The 17,521-nt window shown below is 65.2% G+C and carries 17 protein-coding genes; 4 read left to right on the forward strand and 13 right to left on the reverse strand.

Features of this window, described 5'->3' with window-relative positions; all coding sequences use genetic code 11:
• Positions 1-206 precede the first annotated feature (206 nt).
• On the forward strand, positions 207-1,943 hold the full coding sequence (locus tag ACLFLU_RS18520; RefSeq protein WP_426413593.1) for a winged helix-turn-helix domain-containing protein: 1,737 nt from the start codon (positions 207-209) through the stop codon (positions 1,941-1,943).
• Positions 1,944-1,946: 3 nt separating this feature from the next.
• Here ACLFLU_RS18520 and ACLFLU_RS18525 read toward each other — a convergent pair whose 3' ends face one another.
• The 6 genes from ACLFLU_RS18525 to ACLFLU_RS18550 all read right to left on the reverse strand — a co-directional run bounded on the left by ACLFLU_RS18525 (position 1,947) and on the right by ACLFLU_RS18550 (position 6,759).
• Positions 1,947-2,879, reverse strand: coding sequence for a lipid A biosynthesis lauroyl acyltransferase (locus ACLFLU_RS18525; RefSeq protein ID WP_426413594.1), 933 nt, complete (start codon positions 2,877-2,879; stop codon positions 1,947-1,949).
• A gap of 8 nt (positions 2,880-2,887) precedes the next feature.
• Positions 2,888-4,165: a beta-ketoacyl-ACP synthase gene (locus ACLFLU_RS18530; protein WP_426413595.1), complete on the reverse strand. Its 1,278-nt coding sequence runs from the start codon at positions 4,163-4,165 to the stop codon at positions 2,888-2,890.
• A gap of 18 nt (positions 4,166-4,183) precedes the next feature.
• Positions 4,184-5,389, reverse strand: a complete 1,206-nt coding sequence (locus ACLFLU_RS18535; RefSeq protein ID WP_426413596.1) for a beta-ketoacyl-ACP synthase — start codon at positions 5,387-5,389, stop codon at positions 4,184-4,186.
• On the reverse strand, positions 5,386-5,856 hold the full coding sequence (locus ACLFLU_RS18540) for a 3-hydroxyacyl-ACP dehydratase FabZ family protein (RefSeq protein ID WP_426413597.1): 471 nt from the start codon (positions 5,854-5,856) through the stop codon (positions 5,386-5,388). The genes ACLFLU_RS18535 and ACLFLU_RS18540 overlap by 4 nt, the downstream gene beginning before the upstream one ends.
• A 10-nt stretch (positions 5,857-5,866) precedes the next feature.
• Complete coding sequence (locus tag ACLFLU_RS18545) at positions 5,867-6,154, reverse strand: acyl carrier protein (protein ID WP_007592476.1); 288 nt, start codon at positions 6,152-6,154, stop codon at positions 5,867-5,869.
• Between the two features lie 257 nt (positions 6,155-6,411).
• Complete coding sequence (locus ACLFLU_RS18550; protein ID WP_426413598.1) at positions 6,412-6,759, reverse strand: hypothetical protein; 348 nt, start codon at positions 6,757-6,759, stop codon at positions 6,412-6,414.
• Positions 6,760-7,073: 314 nt separating this feature from the next.
• Here ACLFLU_RS18550 and ACLFLU_RS18555 point away from each other — a divergent pair, with 314 nt between their 5' ends.
• The gene (locus tag ACLFLU_RS18555) at positions 7,074-7,700 is read left to right on the forward strand and encodes a ParB-like protein (RefSeq protein ID WP_426413599.1); all 627 of its coding nucleotides are present in this window, start codon (positions 7,074-7,076) and stop codon (positions 7,698-7,700) included.
• Positions 7,701-7,716: 16 nt separating this feature from the next.
• Here the strand turns inward: ACLFLU_RS18555 and ACLFLU_RS18560 are convergent, their stop codons facing one another.
• Positions 7,717-7,872 carry a hypothetical protein gene (locus ACLFLU_RS18560; RefSeq protein ID WP_234680867.1) on the reverse strand — a complete coding sequence of 52 codons (156 nt, stop codon included), beginning with the start codon at positions 7,870-7,872 and terminating at the stop codon, positions 7,717-7,719.
• Between the two features lie 34 nt (positions 7,873-7,906).
• Here ACLFLU_RS18560 and ACLFLU_RS18565 point away from each other — a divergent pair, with 34 nt between their 5' ends.
• Positions 7,907-8,290 carry a hypothetical protein gene (locus tag ACLFLU_RS18565; RefSeq protein WP_426413600.1) on the forward strand — a complete coding sequence of 128 codons (384 nt, stop codon included), beginning with the start codon at positions 7,907-7,909 and terminating at the stop codon, positions 8,288-8,290.
• Positions 8,291-8,314: 24 nt separating this feature from the next.
• Here ACLFLU_RS18565 and ACLFLU_RS18570 read toward each other — a convergent pair whose 3' ends face one another.
• The 4 genes from ACLFLU_RS18570 to ACLFLU_RS18585 all read right to left on the reverse strand — a co-directional run bounded on the left by ACLFLU_RS18570 (position 8,315) and on the right by ACLFLU_RS18585 (position 12,101).
• Positions 8,315-8,974, reverse strand: coding sequence for a flavin reductase family protein (locus ACLFLU_RS18570; protein ID WP_426414023.1), 660 nt, complete (start codon positions 8,972-8,974; stop codon positions 8,315-8,317).
• A gap of 109 nt (positions 8,975-9,083) precedes the next feature.
• A complete protein-coding gene (locus ACLFLU_RS18575) occupies positions 9,084-9,563 on the reverse strand; it encodes an MgtC/SapB family protein (RefSeq protein WP_426413601.1) in 480 nt (159 codons plus the stop codon).
• The gene (locus tag ACLFLU_RS18580) at positions 9,560-10,138 is read right to left on the reverse strand and encodes a peroxidase-related enzyme (protein ID WP_426413602.1); all 579 of its coding nucleotides are present in this window, start codon (positions 10,136-10,138) and stop codon (positions 9,560-9,562) included. The genes ACLFLU_RS18575 and ACLFLU_RS18580 overlap by 4 nt, the downstream gene beginning before the upstream one ends.
• A gap of 223 nt (positions 10,139-10,361) precedes the next feature.
• A complete protein-coding gene (locus ACLFLU_RS18585; RefSeq protein ID WP_426413603.1) occupies positions 10,362-12,101 on the reverse strand; it encodes an ATP-binding protein in 1,740 nt (579 codons plus the stop codon).
• Between the two features lie 435 nt (positions 12,102-12,536).
• Between ACLFLU_RS18585 and ACLFLU_RS18590 the strand changes: the two genes are divergently transcribed.
• Positions 12,537-13,505 carry a catechol 2,3-dioxygenase gene (locus ACLFLU_RS18590; RefSeq protein ID WP_426413604.1) on the forward strand — a complete coding sequence of 323 codons (969 nt, stop codon included), beginning with the start codon at positions 12,537-12,539 and terminating at the stop codon, positions 13,503-13,505.
• On the opposite strand, the gene ACLFLU_RS18595 is transcribed toward ACLFLU_RS18590, so the two are convergent.
• Complete coding sequence (locus ACLFLU_RS18595; RefSeq protein WP_426413605.1) at positions 13,502-17,014, reverse strand: molybdopterin cofactor-binding domain-containing protein; 3,513 nt, start codon at positions 17,012-17,014, stop codon at positions 13,502-13,504. The genes ACLFLU_RS18590 and ACLFLU_RS18595 overlap by 4 nt on opposite strands.
• Positions 17,014-17,496 (reverse strand): (2Fe-2S)-binding protein, encoded by a 483-nt coding sequence (locus ACLFLU_RS18600; protein ID WP_426413606.1) that lies wholly within the window; start codon positions 17,494-17,496, stop codon positions 17,014-17,016. Before ACLFLU_RS18600 ends, ACLFLU_RS18595 begins: the two co-directional genes overlap by 1 nt.
• Positions 17,497-17,521 lie beyond the last annotated feature (25 nt).

A 17,521-nucleotide genomic window follows, 5' to 3' on the forward strand; every position in this document is an offset into this window, starting at 1 on the left:
GGCAGCTCATCCGTGCGCGATCATTCCCGCAGCCCGGAAAGTCGAGTCTGCCGCATCTTCATCTCACCGAGAGGGGAGGGGTGTCCTGATAAGGGCTTGGCTAGTTTCTGAAGGTTTCTGATATTTCCATTTCAGACCTGAATTTCGGGCATTTTCGGCAGACTTCCGCTATATGAGCCGCTTTGAGAGACGCTTCGGGGGTTCAATTGCTTCGTTTCGCCGGCTTCGAGCTGGACCAGCGGCGCGCGGAGCTGCGTTCGGCCGATGGCGTTGCAATCAAGCTCCGGCCCAAGACCTTCGAGATGCTGCGGTTGTTTGCGACCTGCGGCGGCCGGGTGCTGAGCAAGCAGGAGCTGATGGAGGCGGTCTGGCCGAACATCCATGTCGGCGAGGACAGCCTGTTCCAATGCATCCGCGAGCTCCGCACCGCGCTCGGCGACGAGCGGCGGCAGTTGATCAAGCTCGCCTCCGGCGGCGGCTATCTGCTGGCGGCGGAGGTCGTGGAGGCGCCTGATGTCACGGCACCGGCCGAGGCGCCGCCGTCGGCTGCGACCGACGACAGCGAGCCCAAGCCGGCGACCCCGGTCGCGGCGCAGCCTGTGCGGCCGCAGCGCGCCATCTTCGGTTTGAGCCGGCGTGCCGTCGTTGCCGCCGTGGCGGGGCTCGGCGTGATCGTCATGGGGCTCGCGGTGGCCGCGCCGGTGCTGAAGCCGGACCTGCTGTTTAAGCGAACGCCGCCGCGCATCGCCGTGATGCCGATCGTTGATGCCAGCAACGATTCCCGCGGCGCTGCGACGGCCGCGGAAGTCACCGGCCGCCTGACGGACGGATTTGCCAAAATTCAGAACATCAGCGTGGTGGCGCCGCGATTGGCGGCGGACGCGGGCGGCGAAAGCACCACCGCGCCGGCGGCGTCATCCGATTACGAAGTGCGCGGCGAGTTGCAACTGGCCGATCAATCCTGGACGCTGCGGGCGCGCATCATCAAGACCGGCAGCGGCGAGGTTCAATCGGTCGCCACAGCGTCGGTGAACGCGGAGGCGGTGGAACCGCAGCTTGCGCAGTCCCGGCTCGCCGCGGGCGTCGGCCATGTGCTGGCGCGCCGCATGAACGAAATCCTGGAGCCAAGTTCGTCGTCATCGGCGCGCCGCGCAGCGTCGACGGGCGGCGACAAGGTGGCCGTCGAGCAGGCGCTCGCCTCGATCAACCAGACCACGCGCGAGCGCTTCGATGCGGCGCAGACCATGCTGCAAAAGGCGCTTAGCGACGACCCTGATAATGTCGATCTTGCCGTTGCGCTCGCATCGCTCCAGATGCGCGGCATTCAGATGGTCTGGTTCAGCCCGGAAGAGGCGGTCGCCGTCGAGGCGAGGGCCAATGCGACGCTTGAGCAGGCGCTGCGGTCGAAGCCGAATTCGATTCCGGTGCTCGAGGCCACTTGCCGCTTCCTCAGCGCGACCAACCATTTCGTCGAAAGTCTCGTGACCTGCGCCAAGGCGTTGAGTTTCGATCCGTGGGACGGGGCGGCGCTCTATCTGATTGGCCTGGGCCAGATCTATCTCGGTCGCTTCGAGGATGCGCTCGCGACATTCCAGCAGGCCGATCGCTACGACACGCCGACCGCCTCGCGCTGGACCTGGCTGCTCGGCGCAGGCATCGCGAATGTCGTGATGGGGCGCGACGAGGAGGCGTTGCCGTGGCTGCAGCGCTCGATCGCCATCACGCCGGGGACCGGCCGCTCGCATTTGCTGCTCGGCGCCGCCTATCAGAGATTGGGCCGGTTCGAGGAGGCGAGGGCGGCGATCGCGGAGGGACTGCGCTTGCGGCCCGGCACGACACGGCAAAGCGTCTGGCCGCCGATGAAGAACGCAAGTCCGATATGTATCGCAGCCTGGGAACGCATCGTTCAGGCCGAGGTGGATGCGGGTTTGCCGGAGCAGTGAGCCTTACCGCCACCGCCGGTGCAGCCACAGCCACTGCTCGGGATGCTCGCGTACCCAGCCTTCCACCACGTTGGTGATCGCCTGCGTCGTGCCCTGGATGTCGATCTTGCCGTCGGCGTCGCGCACTGGCGGAATCTCTTCCGTCAGCTCGGCACGGAAGCGAAAGCCGGGCAGGCGGATGACGCGCACGCCATGGATCGGGCATTCGACCTGGCGCAACAGGCGCGCCAGCATCGGATTGGCGCGGGTCTTGCGGCCGAAGAAGGTCACCTCGACGCCGCCGGTCAGATACTGGTCGATCAGCATGGCGACGTGCTTGCCGTCCTGGAGCGCCTGCGCGAGCCGCAGCGGCGCGTCGCGGCCCGCGGGGATCAGCGTGCCCATGTTGACCTGGCGCATCTCCTGGATGATGCGGTCGGCCGAGGCAATGTTCGGACGGCGATAGAGGATCGCAGCATCGAGCCCATGCGCGGGGGCGGCGAGCGCGGGCAATTCCCAGTTGGCCAGATGCGAGGCGAAGATCAGCGCCGGCTTGCCGTCGTCCCTGATCTGGTCGTACAGCTCGATGGTGCGCGGCGGCAGTTCGATCCGACTGCGTTCCGGATGGGCGCGATCGTAATCCCAGACATGGTCGATATGGGCGAACTCGGCGCCGACGCGGCCGAGATTGTCCCACACGCCCATCAGGATCTGCTCAATCTCTTCGGGCGATTTCTCCGGAAACGCCGCAGTGAGGTTGGCGCGGCCGATGCGATGCTCGCGCAGGCGCGGGCCGATCGTCTTGGTGACGCGCGCGAAAAAGTCCGAGGTCTTGACCGGATCGAAATAGCGCGTGGTGCGCAGCATGCCGACGGTGGCCGCGCCAATCAGGCCGCCTCCGATCGATTTGGCGGCTTCCCGCGCGCGGGCCTTCGTGCTCGCAGGAAGCAGCGCCATGCGTCCGGTCAGGCCGGTTCGCGGGTCAGGATCAGCGAGGCGTTCTGGCCACCGAAGCCGAACGAGTTCGACATCACAGCGGTGACGCGGGCATCGCGCGCCTTGTTGCCGACGACGTCGAACAGGATCGTGGGATCCGGATTGTCGTAGTTGATGGTCGGCGGAATGCGCTGATGCTCGAGGGTGAGCAGCGAGAAGATCGCCTCGACCGCGCCCGCGGCCGAGATGGTGTGGCCGACCATCGACTTGTTGGAGGTGACCGGGATCTTCTGCAGGAGATCGCCGAACACGGCCGATGTCGTGTTGTACTCCATCTTGTCGTTCTCGGGCGTCGCGGTGCCGTGCGCGTTGATGTGGTCGATCTGGTCCGGCGTCATGCCGGCATCTGCCAGCGTCTTGTTCATGCAGCCGATGATCGGCTTGCCGTCGGGCGAGGAGCGGGTGCGATGGAAGGAATCGGTGAGCTCGCCGCAGCCTGCGATGACGCCAAGGATTTTTGCGCCCCGCGCGATCGCCGCTTCGTAGCTCTCCAGCACGAGGGCACCGGCGCCTTCGGCCATGACAAAGCCGTCGCGGTTCTTGGAGAAGGGGCGGGAGGCCGCCTGTGGCGGATCGTTCTGGGTCGACAGCGCCGAGAGCAGCGAGAAGCGCACCAGCGCTTCGGGATTCACGGTGCCGTCGGTCGCGACGCACAGCGCGGCGTCGGTCTCGCCGCGGCGGATCGCCTCGACGCCGAGCTGGATCGAGGTCGCGCCTGAGGCGCACGCCGTCGACAGCGAGATCGGCGAGCCCTTGGTGCCGAAGGTCTCGGCGAGGTGGGCGGCCACCGAGCCGAACATGAAGCGGTGATGATAGGCGCTGTACTTGCCGCCGCCGGAGATGCGCAGCAGATCGTCATAGGTGAAGTCGGGCGCGCCGACGGCGCGGCCAAGCTCGCGACGCTGCGGCCATTCGACCTCGACCGGCGCGACCGCGAGGAAGAGGGGGCCCGGGAAATCGCCCTTGGCGCCGATGCCGGCCTGCTCCAGCGCTTCCTGCGTGACGAGCTCGGCCATCCGCTCGGAAAGGCCGGTGGAGGAGAACGGATCGACGCTGACGAAATCCACCGTGCCGGCCATCGTGGTCTTCAGGCCGTCGATCGGAAAGCGCGTGATGGTGCGGATGCCGGATTCGCCTGCAACGAGCTTCGACCAATTGTCGGTCTTGCCGGCGCCGAGCGAGGTCGTGATGCCCATGCCGGTGACGACGACGACGGGACGCCCGAGTTTGTCGCGTGGTGCAGTCATGTCGATCCCCCGATAGAGCTAGTCAACAGCCTCGACCAGCGCCATGCCTTCGCCGCGCCAGTGTCCGGCCCCCACCACGACGATCTGGGTGGGCGCCCCCTGCATTTCAACCTCGGTCCCGGTCGAATCGTTCGGCGGGAACAGCGCGCCGCGCGAGATCGAGAGCGCCGCGAGCGCAATGCCGAGCGGGAATTGCGTTTCCATGGTGTGCCCGAACATCGTGCCGGTCGCGCGCACCGGGAAGTCGGCGTGCTTCTTCAGGAAGCTGCGCTCCTCCGACGTCGCCGGCTCCGCGCCAGTCGCGCCCGAGATGATCGCGCCCTTGCCATCGCGCTTCGGCAGCTTTTCCCAAAGCTTCTCCAGCGTTGCTTCCATGTCACCGCCCTGCTTGCGGCGGGCCAGATCCGTCACGACGCTCGACAGCTTCGCGTACGGCTTGGCGCCGCGCGCTTCCGCGTGCGCCTTCGACTCCAGCACAAGGAAGGCGCCGGCCGAGCCGAGCGCGAAGCCGGCGTGGTCCTTGCGCGCCCACACGGGGGCGAACTTGTCCCTCAGGTTGAAGTCGCCGAATTCGTAGAGGACCATGAGGTCCTTGCGCTCGCCATTGTGCGAGCCGCCGACCAGCGCGATGTCGCTCTCGCCCGAGGCGATGCGCGACAGCGCGATGCGCGCGGCATCGGCGCCCGCAACCTCTTCGCCCATGAAGGTGCGCGAGGTGCCGCCGAGACCGTTGACGATGGCAATGTTGCCGGCGAGCAGATTGGAGAGCTGGGCCAAAAACAGCGTCGGCCGTAGATCGCTCATCAGCCGCTCGTTGAGGAAGCCGGGCGCATTGGCGCCCTTGGCCTCGGCGGTGAGCACGCCGGTGTCGACGTTGAGGTCGCGCTCGCCGCCGCCGGCGGCGACCACCATGTCGATCTTCGACAGGATGTCCTTGTTGCCCTTGATGCCGGCCGAGTCGAGCGCGAGGCCCGCGGCATAGACGCCGATGCGCTGCCAGGCCTCCATCTGGCGCTGGTCGCCCTTCTTGGGGATCTGGCTGTCGAAGGTAACAGGCAGCAGCGGATGCACGATGAAGGGCGCAAAGCCCTTCTCGTCGACATTGATGCGCTTCTCCTGAAGCGCGGCCCAGTTGGCGTCGAGACCTTCGCCGAGCGAGGTGGCAAGACCAATACCGGTGATCCAGACTTCCGTCTGGCCCGGCTTCGAAGCGGTGTCAGTCATGGCGAGACGGCCTGTTGCGGAAAGCCGACGCGTTTTGCGACCGCGTCCATGTATCCGCGCATATCCGAATTGGGGAAGGGGATCAGCGTGAAGGTGAGCGTCGAATTCGCGCGCAGCTTGCCGTCGACCCGGATCTTCGCCTCGGTCATCGCATAGCCCGAGCCCTCATGGGCCACGCTCGCCTCGAGGGTCATGAGGTCGCCCGGAAATACCGAGCCGCGCACCTTGGCTTCCTTCACGGCAGCGAGAATCGGCATGCGCTCGAACTTCAAGACGCCAAGCAGGAGAAAGCCCGAGGCCTGCGCCATCGATTCGATCAGCAGCACGCCGGGCATCAGGGGATAGCCCGGGAAGTGCCCCTCGAAGATGGTGCTCTCCTGGGGGACCTGGGCCTCGACGACGATCTTCTTCTCGTCGACCTTGAGGTCGACGATGCGATCGATCATGTGGAAGTATTCGAGTTGCATGGTCGCCCGATCAGGCGCTCGCGCCCTTGGCGGCAACCAGCTCGTCGATGCGCGCGCACAGATTCTTCAGCACGAAATACTGCTCGGTGGTCGCCTTGCCGTCGTTGACTTCCTGGGTCCACTTTTCCAGCGGCAGCTTGATGCCGAACTGCTTGTCGATCGCGAACGCGATGTCCAGGAAATCGAGGCTGTCGATGCCGAGGTCATCGATGGCATGGCTATCCGGCGTGATCGTGTCGCGCGGGATGTCGCAGGTTTCAGCGATGATCGTAGCGACCTGATCGAATGTGGAGGACATCACTAAGCCTTTGATATATTGCGGGTATTTGTCAGATATCCGAGAGTGGCACGGTGGGTGGGCATCGCGCCCCGAATGACGCCCTCTAACCCCCCTCTGGACGGGTCGAAAGCCCGTATATCGGAGCGCCGCCCTGAGTTCAATGGAGCCGGACAGGGGTGGGGACAGGCCTGGGGATGCCGGTCCGGAGCGGTTTCGGCCGAGGTGACCCGCCGGCAGGGAGCGTCCGGCGCCAGGGCCTGGTCTACAAGGCCTGCCTAGATGTGCGGCGTCGTGATCTTGACGCAGTCCCGCCGGCCCATCATCACGCAATCCTGGGTCCGGCGCAGGTCGGCGATGCTGACGGCGAGCCAGATCCCGATCGCGGTCAGCGCGATGGTGAAGGCGAGCGCGGCGATATTGGCGAGCATGCGGTGGCGGAAGTCGTCCGGCTCCTCGCGCGGCCGCTCGTATCGGGACAGGTCGAGCGGTTCGGGGGCCGCGTGCACGTGCAGCGGCTGGACGGCACCACTGCCCCGGTGGACCACCGGGGACGGCGTCGTGCGCGGCCTGAACTGGAGCACCCGGTGCTCGTCGTCCGAGGTTATGGGCCGCTGGGATTTCATGGGGCGGGGATCACTCCGAAGCAGCGATTTTTAGATAGCATAGGCGACACAGGGGATGCAGAAAATCTTCTCAACGCGCACGTGCATTGCGCATTCGCATTATCTTCCCTGATCATTTTTCGGGCGCGGTCACGCGCGCCGCGAACGATTGTCGGAGCGGGTTGTCATGCCGGTGTCAGGGACGCTCGGGTTGCGCTGCAGCAACAGCCAGAACAATGGTGCTGGCCGCGCTGAACGCATATTGCCGCCGCAGGGCCCATGGCATAATCGGGAACCCTGACCAGCCTTCGCAACCAACAGAAAGGCCCTCGATCATGACCCCCAACGCGCGCGAGCCGAGAGTGCACCCGGTGCCGATCCTGTCGCTTCGGCCGACGCAGATGACGGTCGGCATGCGCGAGGTCAAGGAGAAGCGCAAGCGCTGGCGTGGGCACGATAAGAAGAAGCAGTCCGACCTGCTTGGCACCCATATGATCCCCGTCGTCGCCGGCCCAGACGGGCGTTACTACGTCATCGATCACCATCATCTCGGCCGCGCGCTGCACGACGAGGGCATCAAGCAGGTGCTGGTCACCGTGGTCGGCGATCTCCGCATGGTCGAGCGCGAAGCGTTCTGGGGCGTGATGGACAACAAGCGCTGGGTCTATCCTTACGACTCCAAGGGCGAGCGTCGTCCATTCCGCGATCTGCCGAAATCCGTCGTCGACCTCAAGGACGATCCCTTCCGCAGCCTCGCCGGCGAGATCCGCCGCATGGGCGGCTTCGCCAAGGACACCACGCCGTTCTCCGAATTTCTCTGGGCTGACTTCCTGCGCCGCAAGCTGACGCGCAAGGCGGTGGACGCCAATTTCGACAAGGCACTGGAGAAGGCGCTGGCCGCGGCCAAGAGCAAGGACGCGATCTATCTCCCCGGCTGGTGCGGCCCGGCGTCGGACGATTGAGGCGCTGACGCTCGCATCAGTCGCGCTGGAAGATCTTGGCGCCGGGGTAGACGCGCCGGGCATAGGTGACGACCAGCGCGCGGTCCTGGGTTGCCAGGAAAGGCGTGCGGATCCGGCACGACCCGATGATGAGGTGCCACAGACCATTGAGCCTTTGGATGACGATTTTCATCTGACTGTTCCTCGAAAACTCCGTAATTGAGCAAGTGCTGCTTGTCACGGCTGACTTGCTATTCCTGATCGTGGTCGCGGGTGTGAAATTCCCCGAGACCGCTCGTACGCGCCGCAAGACGACGGCGACTATTATGAGTTGGTTACGAGATGCGGTTCGAAAAGCTGAATTCGATCACAGCCGCTTGAGCGACATCATTTTCCATGCCGACGAAACCGTCCTGAAACAGAGCCACCCCATCCTCTGTGTTTCGAGTTCACACAGGAGGCGAAAAATGCGCCGTCTGGTTTTCGCAATTGCCTTGCTCGCGGTGGCTTCGGTCGGAATCTCTGCCTCGTTTGCCGCAGTTCACCAGGCCAGGACACTGACCTTTGAAGAGCGGTTTGCGCCGGCGCTTCCGTTGATGGTGAAGCACTAGCGGCATCGCGGCAGCGGACATCCTCTAGGACTCCCGCTGTTTCCAATCGTCGAGCGTCGGCGTCGCCATGTCGAAACGATCGCGAATGGTCGAGCAGGTGCTGCCACCCAGCCTTCCAATGGCATCGAGCCTGATGGGGTCGATATGTAGGCGCTCGGCATCGACGACATCGGCGTGATAATGCGCGAACAAGATCTCACCCATGATGATCTGCCGCGACTTGCCGAGCTCCAGCGTGATGTGGCGGCGGCATTCGAACGCGGCCGGCGCTTCCTTGATCCAGGGCGACGCCACGGTCTTGCCAGGCATCGCGGTCAGGCCCGCGGCCTTCAATTCGTCATGCTCCGGCGAGAACGGCACGGCGCAGACATGCATCGCCTCGGCAATCGCGTGCGAGACGATGTTGACGGTGAAGACCTCGGTCAGGCGGATGTTGAGACCGGTGTCCTTGAACCGCATGTCCGGATGGTTCTCGACGCCAAGCGCGAGGATCGGCGGATCGGCCGACAGGCAATTGAAGAAGCTGAATGGCGCTGCGTTGATCCGCCCCTCCGGATCAACCGTCGTCACCAGCGCGATCGGCCGGGGCACGACGGTACCGATCAGTAGCTTGTATTTGTCGCGCGCCGACAGTTCGCGGAAGTCGAACGTCACGTCGCCGGGGTCGTGAGCACTGCTCTCCATCATGCCTCTCAGGTCCGAACGGCAATCAAGCCAGCGACCACCGCGAATTTTCCGGAACAATTATCAGCGCTTCAGACCAATATGCGAGCGGAAGATTTGAGCAAGGCCGCTACGTTTGCCGGCGGTCCTCGCGCGGCTCGTCCTTGCCGCCGAGCACCCGATGCACATGGCGCTCGATACGGCGGCCGACCGTGAGCAGCACGAAGGCTAGCGCCAGCGCGACTGCGACGATCTTCCATTGTCCAGCACCGCAGACGATGCCGAGACAGGCGGCCAGGAAGGTGCAGGCGGCGCTGGTCAGGCCGCGGACGCGAAATCGTTCGCTCTCATGGACGATGACGCCGGCGCCGAGGAAGCCGATGCCGGTGAGGATGCCCTGGATGACCCGGCTTGTCGCGTCAGCGACCTTGCTGGGCTCGGCGAGTTGCAGCGCGAGCAGCACCACGGTCGCGGTGGAGAGGCCGACGATGCCGAGCGTCTTCAGCCCGATCGGCTTGCCGTGCAGATCGCGGTTGAGCCCGATTGCACTGCCGGAGAGCGTCGCAACGCCGAGACGCAGCAGGATTTCGGGCCAGTCGAGCTCCGTCATTGTTTGGGCAGGCGTCCCATCAGATAGAATTCGTCATTCGGCCGCATGCCGGTGAAATTCGCGAGGCGATTCGACAGCGCGAAGAAGGCGGAGATCGCCGCGATATCCCAGATGTCATCGTCGCTGAAGCCGTGCGCAGCGAGGCTTGCGAAATCCTCCTCGGCGATCCGCTGTGCGTCGGCCGAGATCTTCATCGCGAAATCGAGCATCGCCTTTTGGCGCGGCGTGATGTCGGCCTTGCGATAGTTGATCGCGACCTGGTCGGCGATCAGCGGGTTCTTGGCGCGGATGCGCAGGATCGCGCCATGCGCGATCACGCAATATTGGCATTGGTTGGCCGCCGAGGTCGTCACCACGATCATCTCGCGCTCGGCCTTGGTGAGGCCGCCGTCCTTCTCCATCAGCGCGTCGTGATAGGCGAAGAAGGCGCGGAACTCGTCCGGACGATAGGCCAGCGTCAGGAACACGTTGGGTACGAAGCCGCTCTTCTCCTGCACGGCGAGGAGACGCGTGCGGATGTCTTCGGGCAGCGTGTCGAGAGCGGGTGCGGGGAAGCGTTGCGCGGGCTTTGTCATGGGCATGGATTCCGGCTGGGGGCCGGCAACCATAGTCGATGTGGGCGAGACGCTCCAGAGGCGTTGCAAAGTCTCGTGCCCCGGACGCAGCGCAGCGCCTCTTTGGCGATGCGCTGCAGAGCCGGGGCCCAGATTCTAGGAGAGGATAGTGTGGGCGGCGTGGGTCCCGGCTCTGCGCAGCAACGCTAAGGGCGTTGCTGCGCGTCCGGGACACGAGAGCGATTTACCTTAGCGGCTTCTTCAGCAGCGAGAAGCGGTCCGGATCGAGGCCCATCGAGGGCTGCAGCATCGGTGTCTCGGCCGGTGCCAGCGTCTTGGCGGACGGCGCCTGGAACACCGGGTCGTTCGGAACGTCGCGCTGCGAGGTCGCACCGCGCCAGCGCTCGAGCACGGCGCCGACGAAATGCATGTCGTGACCGGAGGTGACCGAGGGAACGCTGGAGATGGTGGCTTCGCCGCGCGGCAATTGATGCGGCGGCACCTCCTTGAAGCGCAGCCGTGTCGGCAGTGCGACGCCTTCGCCGAACGCCAGCACCTCGCGGGTGCCGAGCGAGGGGACGAAGGACAGCAGATTCGCAGCCGCGTCCGACACCGCGGCGCGCAGCAGCGCCTGGTCGCGGTCGTTGGCAAGACGCATCGTGAACAGCGTGTTGCACTGAGAGATGATGGTGGCGTCGAGCTCGGCCGGGCGCTGGGTAATGAGGCCGAGATAGACGCCGTATTTGCGGCCTTCCTTGGCGATGCGCGAGACGGCCTTGCGGGTCGGACCGAAGCCGACATTGCGGTCGGCGGAGGCGTAACGGTGCGCTTCCTCGCAGACGAACAGCATCGGCGACACGCCGTCGCTCCAAAGGCCGAAATCGAAGGCCATGCGGCACAGCACCGAGACGACGGAATCGATGACTTCCGCCGGGAAGCCGGCGAGCTGCATCACCGTCATCGGCTTGCCGTTGGCGGGCAGGCGGAACAGATGGCTGATCACCTCGGCCATGGTGTCGCCGCCGACATTGGCGTTGTCGAACATGAAGGCGTAGCGCGGATCGTTGCGGACCGCCTCGATGCGCGAGATCAGCTTGTGATAGATGATGCGCGAGGAGCGGTTTTCCAGCTTGCCCATGCGCTCGTCGATTAGCGAGATCAAATCGACCAGACGGTATGGCACCGGCGTATCGACGGTGAAGCCGATCTGCTTGGGGTCGATGCGCTTCAGGCCGAGGCGATCGGTGTTCTGGTATTGCGTGTAGATGCCCTTGGCGACCGGGATGACTTCCGCGAGGACTTCGAGCTCCTCGGGTACGCCGGCGCGGCCACCGAACAGCACGTCGACGATTTCCTCGAAATTGAACAGCCAGAACGGCAGCTTCAGGTTCCGCGGGTTGAGCACCAGCGCGCGGTCGCCGAAGCAGCGGCCATATTCGTTGTGCACGTCGAGCAGGAAGATGCGCAGGTTCGGACGAGATTTGAGGATCTCGTTGAGCAGCAGCGACACGCCGGTCGATTTGCCGACGCCGGTCGATCCTAGCACAGCAAAATGCTTGGAGAGCATTTCCTCGACGTCGACATAGGCGACCACGGAGCGGTCCTGCTGGAGGAAGCCGACATTGATCTGGTCCGATCCGGTCGGCGCGTAGATGGTGCGCAGCTCCTGGCTGGTGATCAGGTCGACGGAATCGCCGATGGTCGGATAGTTGGTGACGCCGCGCTGGAATTTGGCCTTGTCGGCGGCATTGTGGATTTCGCCCAGCAGATCGACCGAGGCGATCGCGATCAAATCGTCGGTGCGCGAGAGATTCTCGCAGGACACCTCGGTGATCATGGCGACGATGACCGAGCTGGCGCAGCGGATGCTGACGAAGCGGCCGACGGTCGCCCGAATCTCCGAGGCCGGCATCTGGCTTGCCGCCAGAAGCCCGACCCGGGCGAGCGATCCGCGTACCGAAATCACGCGTCCAAAGGAAGTCACGATGGATGAACCTGGAGAGTCCGAGGAGTTTGCCCCTGACTATGCGAGGCGGGGCTGCACAAACTGTTAAGCGGCAGGGGCGGGAGCTTCGTTAAATGTGCCGAAATTCGGCAGGGCGGTTTGTACCTAATGCATGCTTGGGGGCGGAAAGGGCTGGAAAATGCTGGTTTGTTGGGCTCTTGAGCCCAAATCCAATTAGGGAAGATTTTACCATTCGGGCAGTCCGTCGGTCGTTCGGGGGACGGTCGTTCACTGCAAGGGACGAGGTGGACGCGCACAGGCCATGCGTTGATTTGTTGACGAGACCTAATCATTTGTACATTAGTACAAATGAGCCCGTGGCCGAGTGCCGTCCGGGCGCACCCATAAAGATTGCGCCCTGCGCCCGATTGCGCGATTCCGTGAACCGGACCGCCACGCCTTTGGAGGAACCCCATGCAGCCCGAACCGATCCTCGATCTCGCCCATCTCGGCCACATGGAACTGCTGACGCCGAAGCCCGACGAGAGCCTGAAATTCTTCGTCGATGTCATGGGCATGACCATCAGCGGACGGAGGGGCGAGTCGGTTTATCTGCGCGGCTGGGATGATTACGAGCGCTATTCGCTCAAGCTGACGGCGTCGAAGACATCAGGCATGGAGCACATGGCGCTGCGCGCGCGTAGCCAGCAGGCGCTTGAGCGGCGCGTCGCCGCACTGAAGGGCTCGGGCTTCGACATCGGCTGGATCGACGGCGACATGGGGCAGGGGCCGACCTTCCGCTGCCGCGACCCTGATGGCCACATCGTCGAGCTCTATTACGAGACCGAATGGTATCAGGCGCCGCCGGAGCTCAAACCCGCGCTCAAGAACCAGGCCCAGCGCTTTCCCGCGCGCGGCGTCAACGTCCGCCGTCTCGACCATCTCAACTGCCTCGCCGTCGACATCAAGGCCAACCGGGAGTTCTTCGAGACCTATCTCGGCTGCCGCCTCACCGAGCAGATCGTGCTGAATGACGGTCGCGAGGCGGCGATGTGGCTGACCATGTCGAACAAGAGCTACGATTTTGCCTATTCGCTCGACCATTCCGGTACGCCCGGCCGCTTCCACCACGTCACCTACGCGCTCGACAGCCGCGAGGAGATTCTGCGCGCTGCAGATATCTTCCTGGAGAACGGGGTGCACATCGAGACCGGCCCGCACAAGCACGCGATCCAGCAGACCTTCTTCCTCTATGTTTACGAGCCCGGCGGCAACCGCGTCGAGGTCGCCAATGCCGGCGCCCGCCTCATCCTTGCACCGGACTGGAAGCCGATCGTGTGGACGGAAGAAGAGCGCAAGAAGGGCCAGGCCTGGGGCTTGAAGACGATCGAGTCCTTCCACACCCACGGCACGCCGCCGGTGGACGCGAAGAAGCACGGCTAATGCGCTGAAGCGCGAACGCGTGCGATCGTCTCGCGCACGCCGGTCCAGGCCGGCTTGTCCGGTGCAAACTGCCCGCGCAGGAAGCTGACGAGCTCCTCGACCTGCACGTCGCTCATGCTGCCTCTAAACGCCGGCATGTAGCCGAGGTCGCTTGAGACGGGCTCGGCGATGCCGTGCAGGATTACCTGCACGAGATTGTCCGGCGTCGCGCTGTGCAGATTGCTGTTGAGCGCGAGTGAGGGCCGGCTGCCGAACAGCGGCATGCCGCCGACCTCGTGGCAAACGGCGCAGGCGCCCTGATAGAGCCGTGCACCGGTCGAGGATGCGACGGTGACCTGCGTCGCGCTCTCCAGCCTCGCTGCCAGTGCGGGCGTGTCGGTCGGGGTGTCGCTGAACGAGCCGAGATAGACCGCCATCGCCCGGATGTCGGGATCGGGCAGGGCCTTCAGGTCCCCGATAACAGGCGCCATCGGGCCGGCCGCGACGCCGTGATAGCGCGAATGGCCGGTGCGCAGGTATGCGAACAGCTCGTCCTCACTCCACGGGATCGGTGCGTGCGACAGCGAGGTCAGCGGCGGCGCTTCCCAACCTTCCGCAAATCCGCCGGCGAGATAGGCCTGACGCAGCTCGGCGCCGAGCACATTGCGCGGCGAATGGCAGGCGCTGCAATGGCCGAGACTCTCGACGAGATAGGCGCCGCGGTTCCACTGCTCGGATTTCGCGGGATCGGGCTTGAACTCTTTGGTCTGGTGGAACAGCGCATTCCAGCCCGCCAGCAGTGGGCGAACGTTGAACGGGAAGGTGAGCGTGTTCGCAGGCTGTGTCGCCCGCACCGCGGGCTGCGCCATCAGATAGGCGTAGAGCGCCTGCATGTCGGCATCATCAGTCTTCGAAAAGTGCGTGTACGGGAAAGCGGGGTAGAGTTGCCGTCCGTCGCGATGCAGCCCCTCGCGCATGGCGCGCTCGAAGGCGGGATAGGACCAGGCGCCGATGCCGGTCTCGACATCGGGCGTGATGTTGGTCGTATAGATCGTGCCGAACGGCGTCTCCAGCGCACGGCCGCCGGCGTTCACGGCGCCGCCGATCGTTGTGTGGCACTCCGCGCAATTGCCGAGCGCTGCGAGTTGCTGGCCGCGCGCAATCGTCGCCGCGGAATAGACCGAGGCATCGGGCCGTGCGATCGGCGCGATCGCGCGCCCGGGCAGCAAGGCGACGCCAACGCCGATCGCGGCGGTGCAGACGGCCGCGATCGTTGCAAAAATGCCGGCGCGTTTGGCGAAAGGATTCTGCCAGATGCGAGACGGCTGTGGGGCGGTCGGCGCGGGTAGCGCCTGTGGCTTCGCCGGCACATCGCCGTGCAATCCCCTGAGGATACGCTCCGGCGTGAACGGCGGCTCGCGAAAGCGCACGCCGGTGGCATCGAAGATCGCATTCGCAATCGCCGCCGCGCTCGGCACCGACGCGGACTCGCCGACGCCGAGCGGCGGCTGGTCCTGTCGCGGCAGCATCAGCACGTCGATCTTGGGTACGTCGGGGAAGGGGATGATCGGATAGGCGCCCCATTCCCGCGCGGCGACTGCGCCGCGCTCGAACGAGACTTCCTCCATCAGCGCGCGGCTGGTGGACTGGATGACGTTGCCGTGAATCTGGTGGCGCACGCCGTCCGGATTGATCATCAGGCCGGAGTCTTGCCCCGCGACCACGCGGGTGACGCTGACGTCGCCGGTGGACTTGTTCACCGCGACGTCGGCGACCCAGGCCGACCACGCCGCACCGTAGCCCGGAAACTTGCTGTGGACGTAGAGCGCATAGGCAAAGCCGCGCCCGTGCACGATCTCGCCGTCCTTCTCCTCGCGCACCGGCCGCGGCGTCCAGCCCGCGCGCTCGGCCACCGCATTGACGAGATCGACGGCGCGCTGGTCCTTGAGATAGTGCAGGCGATATTCGATGGGATCGATTCCGGCCTCGGTCGCGGCCTCGTCGATATAGGATTCATGCGCAAAGGTGTTCGGCAGCGCCGAGACGCCGCGAAACCAGGATGCGCGCACGATCGGCGCCATGTCATGCGCGACGACGCGCATGTTGTCGTAATCATAGGGCGGGATCGCGGTGCGGTCGCCCATCTGCAACACGGCAGGTTCAGGCGAGATGCGGCCGGTCAGCAGCAGCGCGAGCGTCGGTGCGGCGTTCGACGGATAGCGCGTGGCGAGATCGTAACCGGCGATGCCGCCGTCGGCATCGAGGCCGCCATTCACATCGATGAGCTGCGCGGTGCCCTTGGGTTCCCAAGCGTGCTCCTGCTCGCGCGTCAACTGCACGCGCACGGGCCGGCCGACCGCACGCGACAGCAGCAAGGCGTCGGCGGTGACGTCATCGGCGCAGTTGCGGCCGTAACAGCCGGCGGCCTCGAGACGAATGACCTCAACCTCGCTCTCCGGACGCTCGATGAGCAGAGCGAGGTCGCTGCGCAGCACGTGTGGGTTCTGCGTGCCCGACCAGACCCGGACATTGCCGTCCTGGAAATCGGCGACCGCGCAGGACGGGCCGATCGAGGCGTGCATCTGATACGGCCACACATAAGTGCGCTGCATCGGCTTGGCCGCGCCCGCGATGGCAGCATTGACGTCGCCCTTGTCGATCAGTGTGCGCGGCGTCGACGGATGGGCGCGCAGCGCGGTCTCGACATCGGCGAGATCGGTGAGCTTTGGCGTCGGCTTCCAGGTCACCGCAAGCTGCTCTGCGGCGCGAATCGCGTTCTCCTCGCGCTCGGCGACCACGCCGACGAAATCGCCGATGCGGACGACGGCCACGAGACCGGGGACGTCGCGGACCGAGGATTCATCGACCGCGATCAGGCTGGTGCCGACGAACGGGCCGGCGTCGACGCCGGAGTAGGGCGGGCGCACCACGCGGCCGTGCAGCATGCCGGGCAAGCGGATGTCGTGGACGAAGGTCAGCTCACCCGTCGCCTTCGCGGGAAGGTCGATGCGCGGCATCGACTGGCCAACGATGGCGTAGTCGCCGACCGCCTTGACGGCGACGTTATCGACTAGCTCGAGACGGATGGTCTCGCCGCCGATCAATTCGCCATAGCTGACGCTGCGATTGTGGCCACGGACGAGGCCGTCTTCGATCTTCAGCTCTTCGGCCGGCAGATCCAGCTGCTCGGCCGCGCGCGCGATCAGGAAGTGCCGCGCTTGCGCCGCAGCCTTGCGCAACGGAACGGCGGTGATCTGGATGGTCTCGCTCGCAATCGTCGCGCCCTGGTTCGGCGCAGTGGCGGTGTCGCCGAGGACGACGACGACACGCGCAAAGGAGACGTCGAGTTCTTCGGCGACGATCTGGCCGAGTGCGGTGCGGATGCCGGTGCCGAGATCGACGTGGCCGTTATAGGCCGTGACAGAACCATCCGCGGTGATGCGGACGAAGGTTTCGGTCGTAACCTCGTCCACGGTGCGGACGACGACGAGCGAGCCCCGCTCAGCTCCGTTCGGATGCGGGGAGGCCATCAATCACCGGCCTCGGCGAGCTGGCCCGATGCGCGCATCACGGCGCGCAGGATTTCGACATGCGTGCCGCAGCGGCAGAGATTGTAGCGCAGCGCCGCGAGCGCTTCCTGCTCGGTTGGTCGCGGGTTGATCGCAAGCAGCGCCTTGGTGGTCATGATCATGCCGTTGAGGCAGTAGCCGCATTGCGCGGCCTGCTCGTCGATGAAGGACTGCTGCACCACGTCAGGCTTGTCGCGCGTGCCGAGGCCTTCGAGCGTCACGATGTCGCGTCCGGCGCAGCCGCTGATCGGAATCACGCAAGAGCGCGCAGCCGTGCCGTCGATCAGGACAGTGCAGGTGCCGCATTCACCCAAGCCGCAACCATATTTCGGGCCGTTGAGTCCGAGATCATTGCGCAGCACGTAAAGCAGCGGCGTCTGGCGCTCTGCCGTGACGTCGTGGATCCTGCCGTTCACGGCGAGGCGGATCGGTGCCTGCGTCATCCTCGTTCCCAAACCCTGCGATCGC

Origin of the sequence: Bradyrhizobium ganzhouense (assembly GCF_049949285.1) — a bacterium.
In the GTDB taxonomy this organism is placed as follows: domain Bacteria; phylum Pseudomonadota; class Alphaproteobacteria; order Rhizobiales; family Xanthobacteraceae; genus Bradyrhizobium; species Bradyrhizobium ganzhouense.

Bases quoted from the DNA above. Each gene is read 5' to 3' on its own strand.
- ACLFLU_RS18525 (WP_426413594.1), bottom strand. From the start codon at position 2,879: ATGGCGCTGCTTCCTGCGAGCACGAAGGCCCGCGCGCGGGAAGCCGCC.
- ACLFLU_RS18530 (WP_426413595.1), bottom strand. From the start codon at position 4,165: ATGACTGCACCACGCGACAAACTCGGGCGTCCCGTCGTCGTCGTCACC.
- ACLFLU_RS18535 (WP_426413596.1), bottom strand. From the start codon at position 5,389: ATGACTGACACCGCTTCGAAGCCGGGCCAGACGGAAGTCTGGATCACC.
- ACLFLU_RS18540 (WP_426413597.1), bottom strand. From the start codon at position 5,856: ATGCAACTCGAATACTTCCACATGATCGATCGCATCGTCGACCTCAAG.
- ACLFLU_RS18545 (WP_007592476.1), bottom strand. From the start codon at position 6,154: ATGTCCTCCACATTCGATCAGGTCGCTACGATCATCGCTGAAACCTGC.
- ACLFLU_RS18550 (WP_426413598.1), bottom strand. From the start codon at position 6,759: ATGAAATCCCAGCGGCCCATAACCTCGGACGACGAGCACCGGGTGCTC.
- ACLFLU_RS18555 (WP_426413599.1), top strand. From the start codon at position 7,074: ATGACCCCCAACGCGCGCGAGCCGAGAGTGCACCCGGTGCCGATCCTG.
- ACLFLU_RS18560 (WP_234680867.1), bottom strand. From the start codon at position 7,872: ATGAAAATCGTCATCCAAAGGCTCAATGGTCTGTGGCACCTCATCATC.
- ACLFLU_RS18570 (WP_426414023.1), bottom strand. From the start codon at position 8,974: ATGGAGAGCAGTGCTCACGACCCCGGCGACGTGACGTTCGACTTCCGC.
- ACLFLU_RS18575 (WP_426413601.1), bottom strand. From the start codon at position 9,563: ATGACGGAGCTCGACTGGCCCGAAATCCTGCTGCGTCTCGGCGTTGCG.
- ACLFLU_RS18580 (WP_426413602.1), bottom strand. From the start codon at position 10,138: ATGACAAAGCCCGCGCAACGCTTCCCCGCACCCGCTCTCGACACGCTG.
- ACLFLU_RS18590 (WP_426413604.1), top strand. From the start codon at position 12,537: ATGCAGCCCGAACCGATCCTCGATCTCGCCCATCTCGGCCACATGGAA.
- ACLFLU_RS18595 (WP_426413605.1), bottom strand. From the start codon at position 17,014: ATGGCCTCCCCGCATCCGAACGGAGCTGAGCGGGGCTCGCTCGTCGTC.
- ACLFLU_RS18600 (WP_426413606.1), bottom strand. From the start codon at position 17,496: ATGACGCAGGCACCGATCCGCCTCGCCGTGAACGGCAGGATCCACGAC.